Origin of the sequence: Pectobacterium wasabiae CFBP 3304 (assembly GCF_001742185.1) — a bacterium.
Taxonomy (GTDB): domain Bacteria; phylum Pseudomonadota; class Gammaproteobacteria; order Enterobacterales; family Enterobacteriaceae; genus Pectobacterium; species Pectobacterium wasabiae.
In genome coordinates this window covers 1999285-2018328 of the sequence record NZ_CP015750.1, presented here as the reverse complement: position 1 = coordinate 2018328, position 19044 = coordinate 1999285, and the positions used below count along the sequence as shown (strand labels likewise).

The window sequence follows — 19044 nt, the reverse complement described above, 5'->3', positions numbered from 1 at the left end:
ATGCCAGGTGCTGCACGTTTAGGGGACAGTTGCGCGGGTCACGGTTGTTTCCCTGCTACCCCAATTATTGAAGGCAGCGGTGATGTCATCATCAATGGCAAACCGGCGGCCCGTAAAGGCGATGGCGTTTTACTCCATGCCTGCCCTTGTCCGAATATGCCTCACGGTATACACGATCGGGCGATATCCGCAGGTTCCGGTACGGTCATCATCAATGGGAAGCTGGCAGCGCGTATCGGTGATGCAATTGGCTGTGGCGGCTCGGTCGCCGCAGGCAGTGGGAACGTGATCATTGGTGATACCCCCTATCAGTCCCCGGTGAAAGCATGTGCCGAACAATCGGCGAAAAGCCGCGCTCCCCTACTAGCATTGGCGCCGATGTTGTTGCCGACGTTAATCGAATGGGCTTCGGTCGCCGAGTTACCCATTCTTGATGACCTGCTCACTATCGCCCAACGTAAAGATCGCTATCTGGCGCGTGCAAAATTGGCAACCGAAGCGGCAACGCTGCCAGGGTTAGCCGATGCGGCAAAACGGTTGGCGTTTAACAACGACAGCATCTTACGCGCCGAGGCAGCCCAGTATGTTTATTCGGTCGATGAATTCCGACGAGGCGTGCTCGATAAGTTGCCGAAAGCACCGGTTGGCCTTGAACTTCTGGATACGAATCAGCTTCCAGGCCTAACAGACAATGATTTTATGGATAAGAAAACAGGATTTGGCTCTGCCTTGTTCAAGTCAGCTATTAATGGCGAAACAATGTTGACCTATCGGGGAACGAATAATGCGGTAACGGGGGTTAAAGATTGGTTGACTAATGCCGGGCAAGGTATGGGATTGGAGACGGATCAATATAATCAAGCGATGTATTTGGCAAAGCGGGTAAAAAACGTCCTCTCTCCCCCTCCTGTCATCGTAGGGCATTCATTAGGTGGTGGTTTAGCATCCGCTGGCGTCGGTGTGACTGGGTTACCAGGTTATACCTTTAACGCTGCTGGCTTGCATACCAATACTGTGGAGCGCGTTGGTGGCGCTGACCTGGCGAAAACAGCGTCATTAATAAAGACGCAGGCGGTGGATGGCGAAGTGTTAACCATGGCACAAACTTATGGTAAAGCCTTGATTCCCGGCTTGCTATCCGGTGCGGGAGCATTGATTGGCGGAGTCGCTGGTGCGGCACTGGGTGGCATTGTCGGCGTAGCAAAACTGTTAGAGGGGGGTCTACCAAAAGCAAGCGGTGATATGATGGCACTTCCTGCAGTAGGAGGCTCGCCGATTGCTCGCCACGGTATGGATCAAGTGATTGCAGGTATTGAAAGCCAGAAAAAGGAAGATATCGGGAAGATAACCAATACATTCAGGGGAATATAATGCGATGGTTGGCACGTATAAAATGGTTGAGCGTCATTATTCTGGGATTATTAACCGCTTGTCAGGCAGGAGGACACAGTATGCGGGCGAGTGAGCTTTTTGAGCCATCTGTCGTGGCAGTATTACAGAGTATTCAACAAGGTGATGAAACAGCGGCACGTTATCAACTGTCACAGGGTGTTAACCTGAATATTCAGGGAAAAGAAGGTGTAACACCGCTATTATGGCTGATTTACGAAACGCAGGATAAAAAAGCCGTCACGTTAGCGCTTAAACTGGGTGTCGATCCAAATTATAAAGATGGCTTTGGTGACAGTGCGGTCAATTCAGTCGCTGGAGCTAAAGACCCGGACTGGCTTCGCATTATTCTGGATGCAGGAGGCAATCCGAATGCCATTGGGCGTCGTGGTCAGCCAGCAATATTTAGTGCTATCGGTGAGGAACGTTGGGCCGATATTAAATTGCTCGTTGAGAGAGGCGCTGATTTGAATCTCGTTGATGGCACCAAGGTAAACAGCGCCCACTATGCTGCTTATCTGAACAAATATGAGGTGACCTATTGGCTGATAGAACAAGGTGCAGATATCCATATTTACGATGAGACGGGTAGTAATCTCGCTTTTACTGTTGAAGACAGCCTATCGCTCATGTCCCCTAAATCTCCTCATCATCCTTGGGCGCTGAAGGTAAAACAGCAACTGCTGGATCGCGGCGTTAAATTCCCACCGCTGCAGCCTGCTGAAGTGAGGGAACGTAGGGAAAAAGGAGAACCTCTTTGAGATGGTGGTATTGGCTGCTTGCGTGCCTGCCACTATTAACCGCTTGTCAGGCAGGAGGGCACAGTATGCGGGCGAGCGAATTTTTTGAGCCACCGGTGGTGGCAGTATTGCAGGACATTCGGAAAGGCGATGAAACAGCAGCTCGTTATCAGTTGTCGCAGGGTGTTAACCTGAATATTCAGGGAAAAGAAGGCGTGACGCCACTGTTATGGCTGATTTATGAAACACAGGATAAAAAAGCGGTCACACTGGCGCTTAAACTGGGTATCGATCCAAATTATAAAGATGGATCTGGTGATAGTGCGGTGAACCGAGTATCTGGTGTTAAAGATCCTGACTGGCTTCGTATTATTCTGGATGCGGGAGGCGATCCGAATGCCATTGGACGCCTTGAGCAACCAGCAATATTTAGCGCCATTAACGAAGAACGCTGGGCCAACATAAAATTACTGGTGGCACGTGGGGCTGACGTAAATTTAACTGACGGGCAAAAAACCCATAGCGCTCACTATGCTGCTTATCTTAACCAGTATGAAATCTCATATTGGCTGATTGAGCAAGGCGCTAATGTTAATACCTATTCGGCTACGGGGGCTAGCTTAGCCTGGAGTGTTGAAGACAGCTTATCCATCATGTCACCTAAATCGCCTCATCATCCTTGGGCGCTGAAAGTAAAACAGCTATTGCTGGATCGCGGTGTCGAATTCCCACCGTTGCAGCCTGCTGAAGTGAGGGAACGTTGGGAAAAAGGACTACCTCTTTGAAATGGTGGTATTGGCTGCTTGCCTGCCTGCCACTGTTAACCGCTTGTCAGGCAGGAGGACACAGTATGCGGGCGAGTGAGGTTTTTGAGCCATCTGTCGTGGCGGTATTGCAGAGCATTCAGAAAGGCGATGAAACAGCAGCTCGTTATCAGTTGTCACAAGGCCTTAATCTGAATATTCAGGGAAAAGAAGGCGTAACACCGCTGCTGTGGCTAATTTATGAAACGCAGGATAAAAAAGCGGTCAGACTGGCACTTAAACTGGGTGTCGATCCGAACTATAAAGACGGCTTTGGCGACAGTGCGGTCAATTCCGTCGCTGGAGCTAAAGATCCAGACTGGCTTCGCATTATTCTGGATGCAGGGGGCGATCCGAATGCGATTGGCCGTCGCGGTCAGCCCGCGATATTTAGTGCCATTAATGAAAAACGGTGGGCTGATATTAAATTACTCGTTGAGAAAGGTGCGGATCTGAATTTAGCCGATCAAAATAAAAGAAATAGCGCCCTTTATGCGGCTTATGTAAACGAATACGAAATCGTTTATTGGTTGATTGAACAAGGTGCAAAATTCGATACGTATTCGGCTACCGGAAGTAGCTTGGCGTGGCGAGTACATGACAGCCTATCGATCATGTCGCCTAAATCTCCTCATTACCCTTGGGCGCTGAAGGTAAAACAGCAATTGCTGGATCGCGGCGTTAAATTCCCACCGCTGTCGCCTACTGAAGTTCGGGAGCATTGGGAAAAAGGAGAACTTCTTTGAAATGGTGGTATTGGCTGTTTGCGTGCCTGCCACTATTTACCGCTTGTCAGGCAGGAGGACACGGTATGCGGGCGAGTGAACTTTTTGAACCAGCAGTGGTGGCAGTATTGCAAAGCATTCAGAAAGGCGATGAAACAGCGGCCCGTCATCAACTGTCACAAGGCCTTAACCTGAATATTCAGGGAAAAGAAGGTGTAACACCGCTGCTGTGGCTAATTTATGAAACGCAGGATAAAAAAGCGGTCAGGCTGGCGCTTAAACTGGGTGTCGATCCGAACTATAAAGACGGCTTTGGTGACAGTGCGGTCAATTCAGTCGCTGGAGCTAAAGATCCAGACTGGCTTCGCATTATTCTGGATGCAGGGGGCGATCCGAATGCGATTGACCGTCGTGGTCAGCCAGCAATATTTAGCGCTATTGGTGAGGAACGTTGGGCTGATATAAAATTGCTCGTAGAACGAGGGGCTGATTTGAATTTAGTCGATGGTCCCAAAAGAAATAGTGCCCACTATGCTGCTTATCTGAATAAATATGAGATTACCTATTGGCTGATAGAACAAGGCGCAGATATCCATATTTATGATGAGACGGGTAGTAATCTCGCTTTTACCGTTGAAGACAGTTTATCGATTATGTCTCCTAAATCTCCTCATTATCCCTGGGCGCTGAAAGTAAAACAGCAATTGCTAGATCGCAACGTTAAATTCCCACCGTTGCAGCCTGCTGAAGTTAGGGCGCGTTGGGAAAAAGGGCTACCGTTGTAATATCCTTTCGATGTACGGTTTTTATTATTCGTTTCACGTCATAAAAATCCCGAGCAGATAATCAGGCTGATTATCTGCTCGTTGCTGTGGAGCTTAACACACGTTCATTTAATTAAAATTATCTCATTTATTTACAGGCAAATAACGATGATGACAAACGGTTATACTCTGTTTGAAATCAGCCAGTTTGATGCGCCTTTGTATGCGATTATTTCACCGCTGAGTTATCCCAAACTACCTGAATATTGGCAGGTTTTTCAACCTGCGGCGGCGGATATATGGCAACAGTTGCATTTTGGCAAGGATGCCAAAAACTGGCAGATGTGGGCCCCTATTGTGGTGAAAGTAGAAGAAGGCAAGCCAGGAGAAACATTGCTGCATTGGCTGACCGATACACAGCCAGAGCGACACGGTAGCGTGATCCTCATACATGGCGAACTGACATTACAGCAAATGACTGATTTTTGGCAGCAACGCATTTTCTGTCTCTGGCCTGACGGTACAAGAGCACTATTTCGTAGCTATATGCGGCGGGCAATCGGGTGGCTTTCGAATGGGTACTGGGCGAGCTGCGCTGGGTTACGCTGTCGGACGGGCGCTTGATTCATGTCACCACAGAACACCGAAGAATTACGGCACTCACGCTGTGTACGTCGCAGCGTCAGCCATTAAAAACGCTGGCCAACTATACCTATGATGACCACGGACATTTGCTAAGCGTGCGTGCAGATGATGGCCGTAACTTCGATTATCGCTATTCGCCGGAAGGCTGGCTGCTGCGCTGGTCAGATTTAGGCTCGACCAGGGTTGAGCACGATTACGATAAAAAAGGCCGTGCAATCCGGGACAGAACCTCGGAAGGCTACTGGCCGGGTCACTTTGAATATGACGATGATACCCTGACCAGCCATTACCACAGCGGGTTTGGCGGGGTATTCAGCTATGTGCGCGACGAACGCAACAATATTCTGCTCAAACGCGCGCCTGACGGGGGTGAGACCCGGTTTGAGTGGGTCAACAACCAACTGGTGGCGGAGACTGACCCGCTGGGTGGCCGCACGGTATACCAGCGCAATGACTGGGGGCAGATGACCGAGGTAGCTCTGCCTGATGGGGCCACACATCAATATACGTATGACGACAACGGGCAACTGCTGGCCTATACCGACCCACTCGGCAGCGAATGGCGTTACCACCGTAACGAAGCCGGTCAGGTTATCGAAGTGAACGATCCGGAAGGACGCGAGTGGCTGTACCGTTATGGCGAAACGGGGCAACTGTCGACCGTGATAGCGCCGGACGGCGTATTGCAGCGTTATCACTACAACCGCCGTGGCCTGCTGAGTAGCCTTGAGCGGGATAATGCACCACCCGTGACGTTCCGGTACGACGATCTTGACCGTCTGACGGAGCGGCACATTGGGCATGAGGCGGGCGTGCAGGTCCGACGCTGGGAGTATGATGGCGTGCGCGAGTCACCGTCGACAGTGGTGTATGAAGACGGCAGCGAGACACGGTTTGGTTACGATGTGGAAGGCAACCTGACGGCCGTGACGGATGCGCTGGGGCAGCGCTACCAGTTCCGCTATGGCGCGTTCGATAACCTGCTGGAAGCAACCGACCCACTGGGGGCCACGGTACACTACCACTACAATGCGGAAGCCGAGTTCGCTGGCGTAACAAACAGCCAGGGACGGGACTGGACGTACAGCTTTGACCACTGCGGACGACTGAGTGAGGAGCGGCATTACGACGGCCGGGTGTACCGCTATTACTACGATGTGGCAGACCGTCTGGTACAGCGCACCGCGCCGGATGGCAGCACACTGCAGTACGAACATGATGCGGCGGGACGCATCTCGTGTATCACCGCACGACAAGCCGACGGGGAAACGGACGGCATCACCGAGTTGGCCTATGACGTCGCGGGACGGCTCACCAAAGCCGCCAGCCCCGATGCGGTGGTGGAATACGCCTATAACCGGGCCGGTCAGGTGACATCAGAAACGGTCAACGGCGAGGCGGTACAAAGCGGTTACGATGCCAGTGGCCAGCGTGCAGTCGTGGAGGGAATTCTGGCACCGCTGCAGTTGGCGTGGCAGTCGGGACGCCTGTCGTCGCTGGGTATCGGTTCACACCAGCCGTTGCAATTCAGCCACACGGCAGCGGGCGAAGAGCACCTGCGCAGCAACGGCAGCGGGTTTGCATTACGCCATGAATGGAGCCCGACGGGGTTGCTGCAGCGTCAGGCGCTGGAAGGGGCCGATGGCCGGGTCAATGACGTACTGGAGCGCCGCTACCAGTACGATGTGCTGGACCGTCTGACCGGTATCAGTGACAGTCACTGGGGTGAGCAGGCCTTCCGGCTGAACGGGGCGGGACAAGTGACGGCGGAACGCCGTGATGAAGGCCGTCGGCGTCAGGCCCGCCTGTTTGGCTACGACAGCGAACAGAACCTGTGTGAAGTGTCACAGATAGCGCCGGGTCTGGCTGAGACGCTGAAGGTGCAGGACGCGGTAGTGCAATCGTCGGCACGGTATGATGCGGCCGGCCGCGTGGTAGAGCGTGGCCATACGCAGTACCAGTATGACGACTGCGGGCGACTGGCGATAAAACGGGAAACGCGTCCGGGGTTCAGGCCGAAGGAAACGCACTTTGACTGGGACGTGCAGGACCGGCTGGTGCGAGTAAGCCTGCCGGACGGCGCGCGATGGCGCTATCGTTACGATGCATTTGGTCGCAGGATCAACAAGGTGCGCGAGGGGCAGACCCCGTCGGCGCAGGCGGTAGCACGGGTGGCGTACCGCTGGGATGGTGACCAACTTATCGGCCAGCAGCAGTACCGGGCGGACGGGTCAGCGGCACGGGAAGTGCAATGGGTGTACGAGCCGGGCAGCTTCCGGCCACTGGCACAGGTCGAGGCACAGAGCGGCAGCACGCAACTGCACTACATCGTCACCGACCTGACAGGAACCGCCAGAGAGTTGTGCAGCGAGGAGGGGGAAGTTCGCTGGCGCGGCGAACAGGGTCTGTGGGGGGCGCACCGCGAAGAGCGCCGCCCTATCCCGCTAAGGCGCTATCTCGGGGATGCGGCAAACGAGGAGGTATACTGCGAACTACGCTATCAGGGCCAGTTGTACGATGCAGAAACAGGACTTTACTACAACCGCCATCGTTACTATGATGCGGAGAGCGGGCAATATCTGTCGCCGGACCCGATAGGGTTACACGGCGGGATAAGACCGCAGGGGTATGTTCACAATCCGCTAACATATGTTGACCCGCTAGGATTAGCTGAATCTGGATGTAAGACTGATCCGAAGAAAATGTCGAGGGCAGAACGGCAGGCAAGAATTAATGAGCTTGCTGAAGCAAATGCACACCGACGATTACAGGAAATAGAAAATGCAACGCCTGATGGACATTTCCTAGAAAGACACGGAGCTCAAACATCCTTAGAATCACAGCTTGAACGAGCAACGAATGGTACGAATCCAACAACAGGTGCTCGACAACGTATACCGCCAGCAGCAACTCGTTTTTATAGTCACAGAGATCAATTAAATGCGATTCAGAGGGCTCAGACGGTATATAGGCAGTCAGGAGGTTCCATCCTCAAGGCTGAAGTAGAGCATGGAAAAATTATTGGTGAAGGATATAAAAAAGGTAGCTTAGCATATGGGACGTCTACTACCTCAAAAGTGATATTAAATCCTAACGGACAACCAATAACTGTTTTTCCTCAATGGGGGAGATAATGAGTAATATTAATTTAAAATATGCAGCTCTAGTCGGGTTGCTGTCATCACTTGATGACAATGTTGTTACCGATGAGAATTATGAGTTAATAAAAAATAGAAATATTAATGACGTTCTTGAACAAGAGGATATAATAGAATTAATTGTTGTTCCTTGGTTTCAATCCTATACCATTGAGGCTAAACGTAAGGTGATTCAATCCTTAGAACTAGCGATTAATAATAGTGATTTCGAGGATGTATTTAATCAGGTAGATTTTGTTTTTGATTATGAAATTACGAATAAAAAAAGCTTCTTGGTTAAAATAATGAGTACTCTTGATAAATATGTCTAGATATTAAATTATTCTATTGAAATGAAGCCGGAAGCGATCTCACGATCCTTCCGGCTTTTATTTTTAGCGGTTGGTGTTATTACGCCAGCATAGTCCCCTGCTCAGCCCGAATAGTTATCTCACCGGGTTGCACGTCAATCATTAACGGCTGGCTGAGTAACCCACTCTGCGTCAGCCAGTCCCCTGCCAGCGTCAGTTCCCCGTCATCACCCACCCAGTCCGCGCCTTCGGTCTCGCTGCCGTCCAGTTCAGCCATCAGCGCCGCAATATCGGTGTCCTCATCCAGTCGCGTCAGTATTAAGCCGTTACGGTAGAGGTTAATACGAAACAACGTCCCGGCGACAAATCCCGCCTGTTGCAGTGCGTGGCCCGTCAGCGTGAGTTCCGGCAGGTCGCCGCGCTGGAATGTGTAATGAATACTCATCGTGCACCACCCATAACCCCCCTGCCCCAACCCCGCTGCACTGGCTGCGCCCGGCAGACGCTTTACCGTCCCACAGGCAAGCTGAGGAACGGCTCGCGCCACGATAAACCCCGGTTCAGCAACAAAACGAGTAATGGCAGCGGCTGACGCCGCTGCCATAATGTGGCTTATGCAGACAGGGAAGTCACAGCGTGGCGGTAGCGTGTCTGCGGGCAAAAGTGCGCGTCGGGGTGTTGGGGTTAAAACGTTGTTAAGCTGGCAAAAAACGTGACTTAAAAAGGCTGTTGCTTCAATAAGTTGAGTGCGCTAAAAAGTACGACTGCACCGGAGTTGTCCTATGACCCGATAGGGCTGCTGGGAGGAATAAGGCCGCAAGCCTATGTTCATAATCCTCTGACCCGTGTAGATCCGATGGGGTTGGCTGAATCTGCATGTGAACAGCGGCAGAGAGTGCTTGATAATATTGAGGCAAGCCGGAGAGCCAGGGAATCATCTAATTTCTTAGATTATTCAACTCGTAATGAGTGGCCGCCAAATAGAGGCTTCGATGGCGACTCATCTAAATTTACATTATTACCCGGTTCTACAATTGATAGGTATGGTACTGAATATGGAACATTCGCCTCTCCTGAAGGAGTTCCGTATAGAGATAGAGCCTTGAAACCGGGGTCGGATGGTAGACCTTATAGTGTTTATGAAGTCACTAGACCGATTACTGTTGATGTCGGCGATATTAAAGGTTGGTTCGGATATGAGGGTGGCGGAACTCAGTACGACTTACCAGATAAGATAATAAATCTGGTGGAGGATGGTTCGTTAAAGAGACGGTGATATTTATGAATAAAAAAGAGCTGAAAGAAAGACTTATCAAAGAGAAAGTATCGAGAACGTTATATTCTTTGGATGGCCGTTTACCAAGTGAAAAGTTATGTCTCGATCATGAAAATGGCTGTTGGATTGTTTATTACTCAGAAAGAGGGATTAGAACTGGGATGGTAAGTTTCCCGACAGAAGATGAAGCCTGCGAATATATATATGATCAAATTAATGCAATTGTTATTGGTAAAGTAAAATAAATTATAGCCGGAAGTGATCGAAAAGATCCTTCCGGCTATTTTTGTTTTTAGCTGTTGGTATTATTACGCCAGCATACTTCCCTGCTCTGCCCGAATAGTTATCCTACCGGGCAGCACCTCAATGCTTAACGGCTGGCCGCCGGGGTTCAGCTCTGTGGTGCGGTGTGGCGCACAGGGCTGCGCCCTCTGCTGTCAGCCCTGGTGTTCCTTCCCTGGCTCCCACGGTGTGGCCGCCCTCCCTAGCGGCATTGGTTCCGGCGTCAGCCTTCAGCAAACATCAACGTCAACAGAACAAGGGGTTGTCGGCCTGACGGCCTCCGCTGAAGGGTTTCACCTCGCCCCCGCCCCAACCCTGCTTAACGGCTTGTCTTGCGGGCCTCGCCAGCCCGCACCCGGCAGACGCTTCCCCGTCCCACAGCAAGCTGCGGAACGGGGAAGCGCCGCGATAAACCCCGGTTCAACAGGAAACGACTAATGGCAGCGGCTGACGCCGCTGCCATGATGTGACGCAGGCAGACAGGGGCGTCACAGCGTGGCGGTAGCGTGTCTGCGGGCAAAAGTGCGCGTCGGGGTGTTGGGGTTAAAACGTTGTTAAGCTGGCAAAAAACGTGACTTAAAAAGGCTGTTGCTTCAATAGGTTGAGTGCGCTAAAAAGTACGACTGCACCGGAGTTGTCCCTATGACCCGATAGGACTGGGTGGGGGGATAAGGCCGCAGGGTTATGTGCATAATCCATTGGAGTGGGTTGATCCGCTGGGGCTGGATAAGCGTGATCCTAAAATCAATGCGGAACATGTGTTTCATGGTGAAATAAATAAGAATCGTAAAGCCGTAGGTTTTCATCACCGAGCTAAATAGCTTCGCCAAATAGTAGATCACTTGAAGGGAACTCAGTCCGAGTTATGCGATCTGATCAATCGCCAAATCAAAACAAATCACCAACCGGACTGAGCGATGCCGATCATAGCAGCAATCCCTGATGAAGAACGACGACTAATGCGTAAAGAAGCCCAGCAGACTCGCGATAAAAACCATTCCAGACGACTCATCGCCATACTGATGCTGCATCGGGGAATGACCGTCACCGACGTCGCAAGACTGCTCTGTGCCGCTCGCTCATCCGTCGGAAGATGGATAAATTGGTTTACTTTACATGGCGTTGAAGGATTAAAGAGCCTCAGGTCTGGACGAGAACCACGTTGGCCAGTCGCGGATATCCTGCATATTTTGCCGCTTCTGGTTCAGCGTTCCCCTCAGGACTTTGGCTGGCTGCGTTCCCGCTGGAGCACTGAGTTATTGGCACTTATCGTTAATCGGCTTTTTAATGTAGCGCTTCATCCCGCCACGTTGCACCGCTACCTGAGACGAGCGGGTATTGTCTGGCGCAGAGCCGCACCGACACTGAAAATCAAAGACCCGCACTATGAGGAAAAGCGACTCGCTATCGAACACGCTGTCGCCCGGAAGCAGACAGACCATCCGGTATTCTATCAGGATGAAGTCGATATCGACCTGAACCCGAAAATCGGCGCGGACTGGATGCTCAAAGGACAACAGAAGCGTATTACTACGCCGGGACATAACCAAAAACATTATCTGGCAGGTGCACTGCATTCGGACACGGGGCGAGTCCATTATGTCGGCGGTAACAGCAAGTGCACTGATTTATTTATCAACCTGTTAGAGGCATTACGGCGCACATACCGGCGAGCAAAAACGCTCACGATAGTGGTAGATAACTACATTATCCATAAAAGCCACAAGGTGGAGCGCTGGCTGGAGAAAAATAAGAAGTTCCGGTTGTTGTTCCTGCCAACGTATTCGCCGTGGCTGAATCCAATAGAATTGCTGTGGCTGTCGTTGCACGAAACCATAACGCGTAACCATCAGTGCCGATATATGTGGCAATTGCTGGGTCGGGTAAATCAATTTATGAATGCGGCCTCACCGTTCCCCGGCAATCATCATGGTCTGGCTAAAGTGGAGCGATAATATGCAAAGTTATTTAGTATTGGACATGAAGGAAAAGCTAGAATAGGTAAAATAACTAATGCTCCGAATCAACATGGTGTGTATACAGCTAAGGTTGAAGTGTTCGATAAATCCTCTGGTACTTGGGTAGCTAAAGGTCGAGACTCATCGTTTTTCCCTGATTCTTGGAATAGACAGAAAGTTATGTCGGAAATAAGAGGAGCTTATAATAATGGTACTGTTTCATCAGATGGTAAATGGTCTGGAATTTCTCCTAGTGGCGTGAAAATAGAGGGATGGTTGGATAAAACCGGGAATATTAATACCGCATATCCTATTCATGAGTGAGAGTATATGAAATATTACTATGGCAGTGACGGGTATCCTGTATGTGAAACCGAATGGGATTTACATGTTATTTCTGACTTTCTTCAAGGAGATATACAAAGTAGTTTGCCTGGAGTTAATGAGTGTATATTAGCCTGTGATGATGTCATTTCAGGAAAAATTCCTGTCTGGGAAACTACTGGTAATGCACATACTCTTACTGTTAGAAAAACTGGGGTGAATATATATAACGAATACTCTGAAGAGGAAATCGATATATCTTCGACTGATGAGTTTAGAAAATATTTAGAAGATTGGAAAGAACTGTTGTTAAGTAAAAATAATTAAAAAATAAAAGCCGGAAGCGATCTCGCGATCCTTCCGGCTATTTTATTTTATAGTCTGGTCAGCCGCTATAAATTAATCTGCGTCTCGATAACAATCCTGCCTCTTTCCACCGTGACGGTGACGGGCATCCCGGTGATAAAGCCGCACTCTTCCAGCCAGCGGCCTTTAAGGTTGATGGCGGAGGGCGGATTGGATTTACCATTTTACTCGTCTCATTTTGAGGCTCGCCCTGCGGGCCAGCTAAAGCTGTTCAAACCTGTTTATAACAGGTTTGTGCGGGGCGTATCCCACGATGTAGTAACGCTCTGTTTTGGTGGATTTATTCCCATGAAGACAATCGCGAGGAAGGCGACGTTCACTGGCGCGGCGAACAAGGAAGTCTACTGCGAACTGCGCTATCAGGGGCAGTTGTACGATGCGGAAACGGGGCTTTACTACAACCGGCATCGTTACTATGATGCAGAGAGCGGACAGTATCTGTCGCCGGACCCGATAGGGCTGGGTGGGGGAATAAGGCCGCAGGGATATGTACACAACCCATTAGAATGGGTTGATCCGCTGGGTTTAGCTGCTTGCCCCGATTTATATGATTGGTATAAATACAATCGTTCTAAAGGCATGAATGCATCTGAGGCTCATGCGGCAATTAAGAACGCATCACCTCAGGAAATATTTGATTATTCATTACATAGACAAGGTTTGTCAGGGTAAAATTACCCAGCTAATTTTAAAGAAAAATTTACAGCAGGAAATTATAAATACGAAGTGAGGGCTCATGGTTCTGACTCTACTGCACCTTCAGGAAGTAATTCTGCAAGTGGCTCTATATATAGGGTCGGAAGAAGTCAAAGTGGTGTGAACCCTAAGAATAACCAAGGATATGGTTGGGAATATGCTTCACCTGACGGTAATTGGTATCATACATCTGTCCTAAAACCGACCAGTGCAACATATAATCCTGCCGCAGCAAATAGCACCCATATTCCTTTACCTAATGGAATAATCCCATGAAAGAACAAGATGTAGTATCTGGCATAAGAGAGCATGATTGGAACCAAAGTTGGTTGGATTTCTCTGTCTTTTTATATGAACGAGACAGTTTGATCATATCTGGTAGCCATGATCTATCGTATTATCATAATTTTGAAATAATCATAACGTCACCATCTTTTATTAGCGGGGTGATGGATTGGTCATGTGATGTGAATGATGAATTTATTAAAGTATCTAAAAGCCATTTAGAAGATGAATTTATTGTTGAATTCTATTCTGATAATGAATTTACTTTTAAGGTGATAGGAAAAGATATATCTATTAACTTTGATACTGTTTTCTATTATAAGAGAGAGGATTTGAAGCCCGGTGAGCGCTTAGCATATTTTATTAAATAATAAAAAGCCGGAGTCGATCGCAAAGATCCTTCCGGCTTTTTTATTTTATTAGTAGTCAGTTGCTATAAATTGATCTGTGTCTCAATAATAATCCTGCCCCGCTCCACCGTGACGGTGTGATAAAGCCACACTCGTCCAGCCAGCGGCCTTTAAGGTTGATGGCCGAGGGCGAGTTGGGCCTACCGGCATCGTTACTATGATGCGGAAAGCTGACAGTATTTATCGCCCGATCCGATAGGGTTACACGGCGGCTTTAGACCGCAGGGTTATGTAACGAATCCGCTGGAATGGGTTGACCCGCAGGGGTTTACTACAAAGGATCCAAATGGTAATTTACCAGAAAATAGCCAAAAACCAGTAGTTAAAAATCCTCATATTTCGACAAAAATTCACGATGGCGCACAAGGTAAACATATACCTGGTCATAGTAACTATGTTGATGGTAAGAGTGTTATAAATGCTAAACCTCAGGAGTTGTTAGACAATTATCATTCCGGAAATATTAATACGACTAGGGTAATTAATGATAATAAATTAAAAGTAGATTTTGGTGACGTGACCGGTACTCATAAAGATATGAATGGGACAGGTACGCCCACATCATGGGGGATCATTCATTGTGGGAAAAATGGCGCTCACATTGTTCCAGCTATACCCGATACTCTTTAGGTTAATCGTCAAATGAATATGCAAAACCTTAAATTGATAATATTTAACTCGTTGCTCGGAAATGTTAATAAGAAGGTTAGGTCATTAGCGTATGATTATTATCATAATAAAATAATTATATACGGGTATTTGGATGCGGAACCTGATGATGACGATTATGAAGCTATCGATATAGCTATAAGCGAAATAATGTCTTCATGTCCTAATTTAGAATACCAAGAAATAAATTTGGTTAAATCATGTGACCCCATTGGGACATTAAACCCTTATAAGGGGTGGGTTTTTGTGAGGCGCGAAAATTAGTTAGGTAGTCATTTTTTGTCAAATAAAGCCGGAAGCGATCTTCATGGTTCTTCCGGCTTTTTATTTTTAGCGGTCGGTGTTATTACGCCAGCATACTTCCCTGTTCTGCCCGAATGGTTATTTTACCGGACAGCACCTCAATCATTAACGGCTGGCCAAGTAACTCGCTCTGCATCAGCCAGTCCCCTGCCAGCGTCAGTGCTCCGTTGTCACCCACCCAGTCCACGCCCGGCAGACGTTTCACCGTCCCACAGGCAAGCTGCGGAACGGCTCGCGCCACGATAAACCTCGGTTCAACAACAAAACGAGTAATGGCAGCGGCTGACGCCACTGCTATGATGTTGCGCAGGCAGACAGGGACGTCACAGCATGGCGGTAGCGTGTCTGAGGGTAAAAGTGCGCGTCGGGGTGCTCGGGTTACGGTGTTGTTAAACAAGTCGAAGACCACACAAAAAGGAATTAAATTCAATTAATTAAGTGCGTTAAAAAGTACGACTGCACCGGAGTTGTCCCTATGACCCGATAGGGCTGGCGGGAGGGATAAGGCCGCAGGGTTATGTGCATAATCCATTGGAGTGGGTTGATCCGCTGGGGCTGACGGAAAAAGATGGAAAAGAAATTCCAGAGCGTGGTTATCATAATGAAACCTATGCACCGAAACCGGTTAAACCTGAGGATGCTGTTGATAAATGGGGTGACTTTTTAGGACCAGGCCCACATACAAATATACATCCTCGTACTGGTGAACCAGATCCAGACAGAATAGTTTCTGCAGATGGAAAGCGGAGCATAAGATATGGAAATCATGAAATGGGAAGCAAATCCACAAAACATCATTATCATGAAGAGACATGGACTCATGATACTGAGAACAATGTCATGAACGTTGATAACCTTGTGGTCAGAGTGCCATTTAAGAAATAAATTTTATGAAAATTAAACTGATTGAAGAGGTTGTTGATAAAATTGCATTTTCTACTTCATTTGGTAATGGAGTCGCTAAATGGTATGGAGGCGAATTTTGTATATCAGAGTATTATGATGTTGAAATTGATTTTGACTCTGAATATATATGGGGGGTAAATATTCTTTACTCTGACCGCCTATGTGAAAAAATTTCCTTTGAGAATGGAATGAATAAAGTCTTCTCTAAAATTATCGCTATTGAAGAAGATGTAGTTACTATACAGTTAGGTAAAAACGTCATATTTATTGAAGTTTTCGGTATTGAGGATGTTAGCGTTGGATGTTTCGTAATGTTTTATTCGTCTCCTGATAAAACAATATTAACTCCATTTAATGCGTGATTTATTTTTAATGAAAGACCGGAAGCGATCTCACGATCCTTCTTGCTATTTTATTTTTAGCTGTTAGTCAGCAACTACAGATTAATCTGCGTCTCAATAATAATCCTACCCCGCTCCACCGCGACGGTGACAGGCATCCCGGTGATAAAGCCACACTCTTCCAGCCAGCAGCCGTTAAGGTTGATGGCGGAGGGCGGGTTGGATCTGCCAGCATCGTTACTATGATACAGAAAGCGGACAGTATTTATCGCCCGACCCGATAGGGCTGGGTGGTAGAAGGGTATATGGTTATGTAAAAAATCTGCTCAGTTGGGTAGATCCTCTAAATAACTTTGCATATTATCGCTCCACTTTAGCCAGACCATGATGATTGCCGGGGAACGGTGAGGCCGCATTCATAAATTGATTTACCCGACCCAGCAATTGCCACATATATCGGCACTGATGGTTACGCGTTATGGTTTCGTGCAACGACAGCCACAGCAATTCTATTGGATTCAGCCACGGCGAATACGTTGGCAGGAACAACAACCGGAACTTCTTATTTTTCTCCAGCCAGCGCTCCACCTTGTGGCTTTTATGGATAATGTAGTTATCTACCACTATCGTGAGCGTTTTTGCTCGCCGGTATGTGCGCCGTAATGCCTCTAACAGGTTGATAAATAAATCAGTGCACTTGCTGTTACCGCCGACATAATGGACTCGCCCCGTGTCCGAATGCAGTGCACCTGCCAGATAATGTTTTTGGTTATGTCCCGGCGTAGTAATACGCTTCTGTTGTCCTTTGAGCATCCAGTCCGCGCCGATTTTCGGGTTCAGGTCGATATCGACTTCATCCTGATAGAATACCGGATGGTCTGTCTGCTTCCGGGCGACAGCGTGTTCGATAGCGAGTCGCTTTTCCTCATAGTGCGGGTCTTTGATTTTCAGTGTCGGTGCGGCTCTGCGCCAGACAATACCCGCTCGTCTCAGGTAGCGGTGCAACGTGGCGGGATGAAGCGCTACATTAAAAAGCCGATTAACGATAAGTGCCAATAACTCAGTGCTCCAGCGGGAACGCAGCCAGCCAAAGTCCTGAGGGGAACGCTGAACCAGAAGCGGCAAAATATGCAGGATATCCGCGACTGGCCAACGTGGTTCTCGTCCAGACCTGAGGCTCTTTAATCCTTCAACGCCATGTAAAGTAAACCAATTTATCCATCTTCCGACGGATGAGCGAGCGGCACAGAGCAGTCTTGCGACGTCGGTGACGGTCATTCCCCGATGCAGCATCAGTATGGCGATGAGTCGTCTGGAATGGTTTTTATCGCGAGTCTGCTGGGCTTCTTTACGCATTAGTCGTCGTTCTTCATCAGGGATTGCTGCTATGATCGGCATCGCTCAGTCCGGTTGGTGATTTGTTTTGATTTGGCGATTGATCAGATCGCATAACTCGGACTGAGTTCCCTTCAAGTGATCTACTATTTGGCGAAGCTATTTAGGGTTGACACCGAAAAAAAGCTCGTCAAGAATTAATAATGCGAGAGTTCGGCGATCTAAGATGTTAGAGGATGATATTAGTCCGATAAGTTGGGAGCAACATCCTTCAATAGGAAGAGATGGAACTTTCATTACGGATAAAGAAGGTGCACTGAAATATTTTTACGGTGTTCAAGGAAGTGAAACTTCTATTTCCAGATCTATGTCGGAAAGGATTGAAAAAGATATGGGGTTAAACCCTGGATCTTTGAAAGATCGATTTAATGTCAGGAAAATATAATGGATAACAAATATGCAGCCCCGAGGCTAATTAGGTGGGAATGAATACTCCCTTGATCCGGGACAGCGTCTGTCTGGAGGATCACCCGAAATGGTTATAAACTCTGTTCCTACATCAGCTCCAGTTATGTTAAGGGTGAGTATATTATGAACGTAATTCCTGATAACTCTATCGTTGTAAGTGATATTGCAACTAATACAGTAAAGCTCAGAGTTAAAGGCGATAATTCAGTGAAGGAAGTAGAAAATATTGGTTTTTCGGCTTCTGAACAGTACATGATTAAAACTATAAAAGATGAAAGTGAGAAATTAGATCTCATTAAATACTTAGTTAAAATTGATGCCTTGTTTGCATTTGGTTATGGATGGTATCCATCAGAGGTTATGGATTTTTATAAAGAAAAAGATGCTTATATAGGTAAGTATAAAGTTATATGGTGGTCAAATTCAAACCATTACAATATTGAAGAGAAATAAATAAAATCCGGAAGTGATCGCAAAGATCCTTCCGGCTATTGTTTTATAGTCTGATTATCCGCTACAGATTAATCTCAGCCTCAATAATAGTTCTGTCCCGTTCCACCGTCACGGTGACGGGCATCCCGGAGATAAAGCCCGACGCTTCCAGCCGACGGCCTTTCAGGATAATTGTCGAGGGCTGGTTTGGCCTGCCATTATGCGAGGCGTATCCCACAGTGTAGTAACACTCTGTCTTGGTCGTTTATTTTCAAGAAAACGGCAGCGAGACACAGTTTGGTTACGATGCATTTAGCCGAAGAATCAACAAGGTGCGCGAAGGACAGGGTCTGTGGCACGCGCACCACGAAGAGCGCAGCCCTATCCCGCTGTTGCGTTATCTGGGGGATGTGGCAAACGAGAAGGTGTACTGCGAACTACGCTATTAGGGTCAGTTGTACGATGCAGAAACGAGGCTT

General features: G+C 48.2%; 25 protein-coding genes and 7 pseudogenes. 26 read left to right on the top strand and 6 right to left on the bottom strand.

The features are described 5' to 3' along the window. From A7983_RS09120 to A7983_RS09085, 8 genes and pseudogenes are all read left to right on the top strand, one after another. Complete coding sequence (locus A7983_RS09120) at positions 1–1371, top strand: PAAR domain-containing protein (RefSeq protein WP_005972608.1); 1371 nt, start codon at positions 1–3, stop codon at positions 1369–1371. A gap of 80 nt (positions 1372–1451) precedes the next feature. After that, the gene (locus tag A7983_RS09115) at positions 1452–2150 is read left to right on the top strand and encodes an ankyrin repeat domain-containing protein (protein WP_005972606.1); all 699 of its coding nucleotides are present in this window, start codon (positions 1452–1454) and stop codon (positions 2148–2150) included. A gap of 65 nt (positions 2151–2215) precedes the next feature. Further along, positions 2216–2914 (top strand): ankyrin repeat domain-containing protein, encoded by a 699-nt coding sequence (locus A7983_RS09110; protein WP_005972604.1) that lies wholly within the window; start codon positions 2216–2218, stop codon positions 2912–2914. Between the two features lie 65 nt (positions 2915–2979). Then, a complete protein-coding gene (locus tag A7983_RS09105; protein ID WP_005972602.1) occupies positions 2980–3678 on the top strand; it encodes an ankyrin repeat domain-containing protein in 699 nt (232 codons plus the stop codon). Between the two features lie 65 nt (positions 3679–3743). Beyond that, positions 3744–4442 carry an ankyrin repeat domain-containing protein gene (locus tag A7983_RS09100; RefSeq protein ID WP_005972600.1) on the top strand — a complete coding sequence of 233 codons (699 nt, stop codon included), beginning with the start codon at positions 3744–3746 and terminating at the stop codon, positions 4440–4442. 147 nt (positions 4443–4589) lie between these two features. After that, positions 4590–5045 carry a DUF4123 domain-containing protein gene (locus A7983_RS09095; RefSeq protein ID WP_005972599.1) on the top strand — a complete coding sequence of 152 codons (456 nt, stop codon included), beginning with the start codon at positions 4590–4592 and terminating at the stop codon, positions 5043–5045. Next, a pseudogene (locus A7983_RS09090) lies at positions 5003–7741 on the top strand (RHS repeat-associated core domain-containing protein); the annotation flags it as partial. The gene A7983_RS09095 and the pseudogene A7983_RS09090, both read left to right, overlap by 43 nt. Positions 7742–8199: 458 nt before the next feature. Next, entirely contained in the window at positions 8200–8535 is a 336-nt protein-coding gene (locus tag A7983_RS09085) for a hypothetical protein (RefSeq protein WP_005972597.1), read from the top strand. Between the two features lie 79 nt (positions 8536–8614). Here A7983_RS09085 and A7983_RS09080 read toward each other — a convergent pair whose 3' ends face one another. Continuing rightward, the gene (locus A7983_RS09080; RefSeq protein WP_039479428.1) at positions 8615–8959 is read right to left on the bottom strand and encodes a SymE family type I addiction module toxin; all 345 of its coding nucleotides are present in this window, start codon (positions 8957–8959) and stop codon (positions 8615–8617) included. A gap of 450 nt (positions 8960–9409) precedes the next feature. Here A7983_RS09080 and A7983_RS23330 point away from each other — a divergent pair, with 450 nt between their 5' ends. From A7983_RS23330 to A7983_RS09065, 7 genes and pseudogenes are all read left to right on the top strand, one after another. Next, on the top strand, positions 9410–9790 hold the full coding sequence (locus A7983_RS23330) for a TNT domain-containing protein (protein WP_161601949.1): 381 nt from the start codon (positions 9410–9412) through the stop codon (positions 9788–9790). Positions 9791–9795: 5 nt separating this feature from the next. Then, positions 9796–10035, top strand: coding sequence for a hypothetical protein (locus A7983_RS09075; RefSeq protein ID WP_005972594.1), 240 nt, complete (start codon positions 9796–9798; stop codon positions 10033–10035). Positions 10036–10156: 121 nt separating this feature from the next. Then, positions 10157–10510 carry a hypothetical protein gene (locus A7983_RS23895; protein ID WP_152413549.1) on the top strand — a complete coding sequence of 118 codons (354 nt, stop codon included), beginning with the start codon at positions 10157–10159 and terminating at the stop codon, positions 10508–10510. Positions 10511–10716: 206 nt separating this feature from the next. Beyond that, a pseudogene (locus A7983_RS24855) lies at positions 10717–10797 on the top strand (type IV secretion protein Rhs); the annotation flags it as partial. A gap of 192 nt (positions 10798–10989) precedes the next feature. Further along, the gene (locus A7983_RS09070; protein ID WP_005968447.1) at positions 10990–12027 is read left to right on the top strand and encodes an IS630 family transposase; all 1038 of its coding nucleotides are present in this window, start codon (positions 10990–10992) and stop codon (positions 12025–12027) included. A gap of 18 nt (positions 12028–12045) precedes the next feature. Continuing rightward, positions 12046–12354 carry an EndoU domain-containing protein gene (locus A7983_RS23320; RefSeq protein WP_081503812.1) on the top strand — a complete coding sequence of 103 codons (309 nt, stop codon included), beginning with the start codon at positions 12046–12048 and terminating at the stop codon, positions 12352–12354. Positions 12355–12360: 6 nt separating this feature from the next. Further along, entirely contained in the window at positions 12361–12681 is a 321-nt protein-coding gene (locus A7983_RS09065; RefSeq protein ID WP_005971263.1) for a hypothetical protein, read from the top strand. Positions 12682–12746: 65 nt separating this feature from the next. On the opposite strand, the pseudogene A7983_RS24850 reads toward A7983_RS09065, so the two are convergent. Next, a pseudogene (locus A7983_RS24850) lies at positions 12747–12975 on the bottom strand (SymE family type I addiction module toxin). Positions 12976–13044: 69 nt separating this feature from the next. Between A7983_RS24850 and A7983_RS24845 the strand changes: the two are divergent. From A7983_RS24845 to A7983_RS24830, 5 genes and pseudogenes are all read left to right on the top strand, one after another. Continuing rightward, a pseudogene (locus A7983_RS24845) lies at positions 13045–13260 on the top strand (RHS repeat-associated core domain-containing protein); the annotation flags it as partial. 165 nt (positions 13261–13425) lie between these two features. After that, a pseudogene (locus A7983_RS24840) lies at positions 13426–13692 on the top strand (polymorphic toxin type 30 domain-containing protein); the annotation flags it as partial. Beyond that, positions 13689–14072 carry a hypothetical protein gene (locus A7983_RS09055; protein WP_005971257.1) on the top strand — a complete coding sequence of 128 codons (384 nt, stop codon included), beginning with the start codon at positions 13689–13691 and terminating at the stop codon, positions 14070–14072. The pseudogene A7983_RS24840 and the gene A7983_RS09055, both read left to right, overlap by 4 nt. Before the next feature lie 183 nt (positions 14073–14255). Continuing rightward, a pseudogene (locus A7983_RS24835) lies at positions 14256–14387 on the top strand (RHS repeat-associated core domain-containing protein); the annotation flags it as partial. 60 nt (positions 14388–14447) lie between these two features. Further along, positions 14448–14741 carry a polymorphic toxin type 50 domain-containing protein gene (locus tag A7983_RS24830; RefSeq protein ID WP_407670500.1) on the top strand — a complete coding sequence of 98 codons (294 nt, stop codon included), beginning with the start codon at positions 14448–14450 and terminating at the stop codon, positions 14739–14741. A 385-nt stretch (positions 14742–15126) separates the two neighbouring features. Here the strand turns inward: A7983_RS24830 and A7983_RS24395 are convergent, their stop codons facing one another. After that, positions 15127–15324 (bottom strand): SymE family type I addiction module toxin, encoded by a 198-nt coding sequence (locus A7983_RS24395; protein WP_005971255.1) that lies wholly within the window; start codon positions 15322–15324, stop codon positions 15127–15129. Between the two features lie 236 nt (positions 15325–15560). Here A7983_RS24395 and A7983_RS24825 point away from each other — a divergent pair. Further along, positions 15561–15662 (top strand): annotated as a pseudogene (locus tag A7983_RS24825) (type IV secretion protein Rhs); the annotation flags it as partial. Between the two features lie 311 nt (positions 15663–15973). Continuing rightward, positions 15974–16351, top strand: a complete 378-nt coding sequence (locus A7983_RS09040) for a hypothetical protein (RefSeq protein WP_005971252.1) — start codon at positions 15974–15976, stop codon at positions 16349–16351. Between the two features lie 74 nt (positions 16352–16425). Here A7983_RS09040 and A7983_RS24385 read toward each other — a convergent pair whose 3' ends face one another. Next, a complete protein-coding gene (locus A7983_RS24385; protein ID WP_235778073.1) occupies positions 16426–16515 on the bottom strand; it encodes a SymE family type I addiction module toxin in 90 nt (29 codons plus the stop codon). A gap of 38 nt (positions 16516–16553) precedes the next feature. On the opposite strand from A7983_RS24385, the gene A7983_RS24380 reads away from it, so the two are divergent. After that, positions 16554–16718 (top strand): RHS repeat-associated core domain-containing protein, encoded by a 165-nt coding sequence (locus tag A7983_RS24380; RefSeq protein ID WP_081503813.1) that lies wholly within the window; start codon positions 16554–16556, stop codon positions 16716–16718. Here A7983_RS24380 and A7983_RS09035 read toward each other — a convergent pair. Beyond that, positions 16691–17728, bottom strand: coding sequence for an IS630 family transposase (locus A7983_RS09035; RefSeq protein WP_005968447.1), 1038 nt, complete (start codon positions 17726–17728; stop codon positions 16691–16693). The genes A7983_RS24380 and A7983_RS09035 overlap by 28 nt on opposite strands. A gap of 163 nt (positions 17729–17891) precedes the next feature. On the opposite strand from A7983_RS09035, the gene A7983_RS24375 reads away from it, so the two are divergent. Beyond that, positions 17892–18110, top strand: a complete 219-nt coding sequence (locus A7983_RS24375) for a hypothetical protein (protein ID WP_235778051.1) — start codon at positions 17892–17894, stop codon at positions 18108–18110. Positions 18111–18256: 146 nt separating this feature from the next. Further along, positions 18257–18586, top strand: a complete 330-nt coding sequence (locus tag A7983_RS09030) for a hypothetical protein (RefSeq protein ID WP_005968443.1) — start codon at positions 18257–18259, stop codon at positions 18584–18586. A gap of 61 nt (positions 18587–18647) precedes the next feature. Here the strand turns inward: A7983_RS09030 and A7983_RS23275 are convergent, their stop codons facing one another. Next, positions 18648–18803 carry a SymE family type I addiction module toxin gene (locus A7983_RS23275; protein ID WP_071531100.1) on the bottom strand — a complete coding sequence of 52 codons (156 nt, stop codon included), beginning with the start codon at positions 18801–18803 and terminating at the stop codon, positions 18648–18650. A 19-nt stretch (positions 18804–18822) separates the two neighbouring features. Here A7983_RS23275 and A7983_RS24370 point away from each other — a divergent pair, with 19 nt between their 5' ends. Further along, positions 18823–19014, top strand: a complete 192-nt coding sequence (locus A7983_RS24370; RefSeq protein WP_039478834.1) for a hypothetical protein — start codon at positions 18823–18825, stop codon at positions 19012–19014. Positions 19015–19044 lie beyond the last annotated feature (30 nt).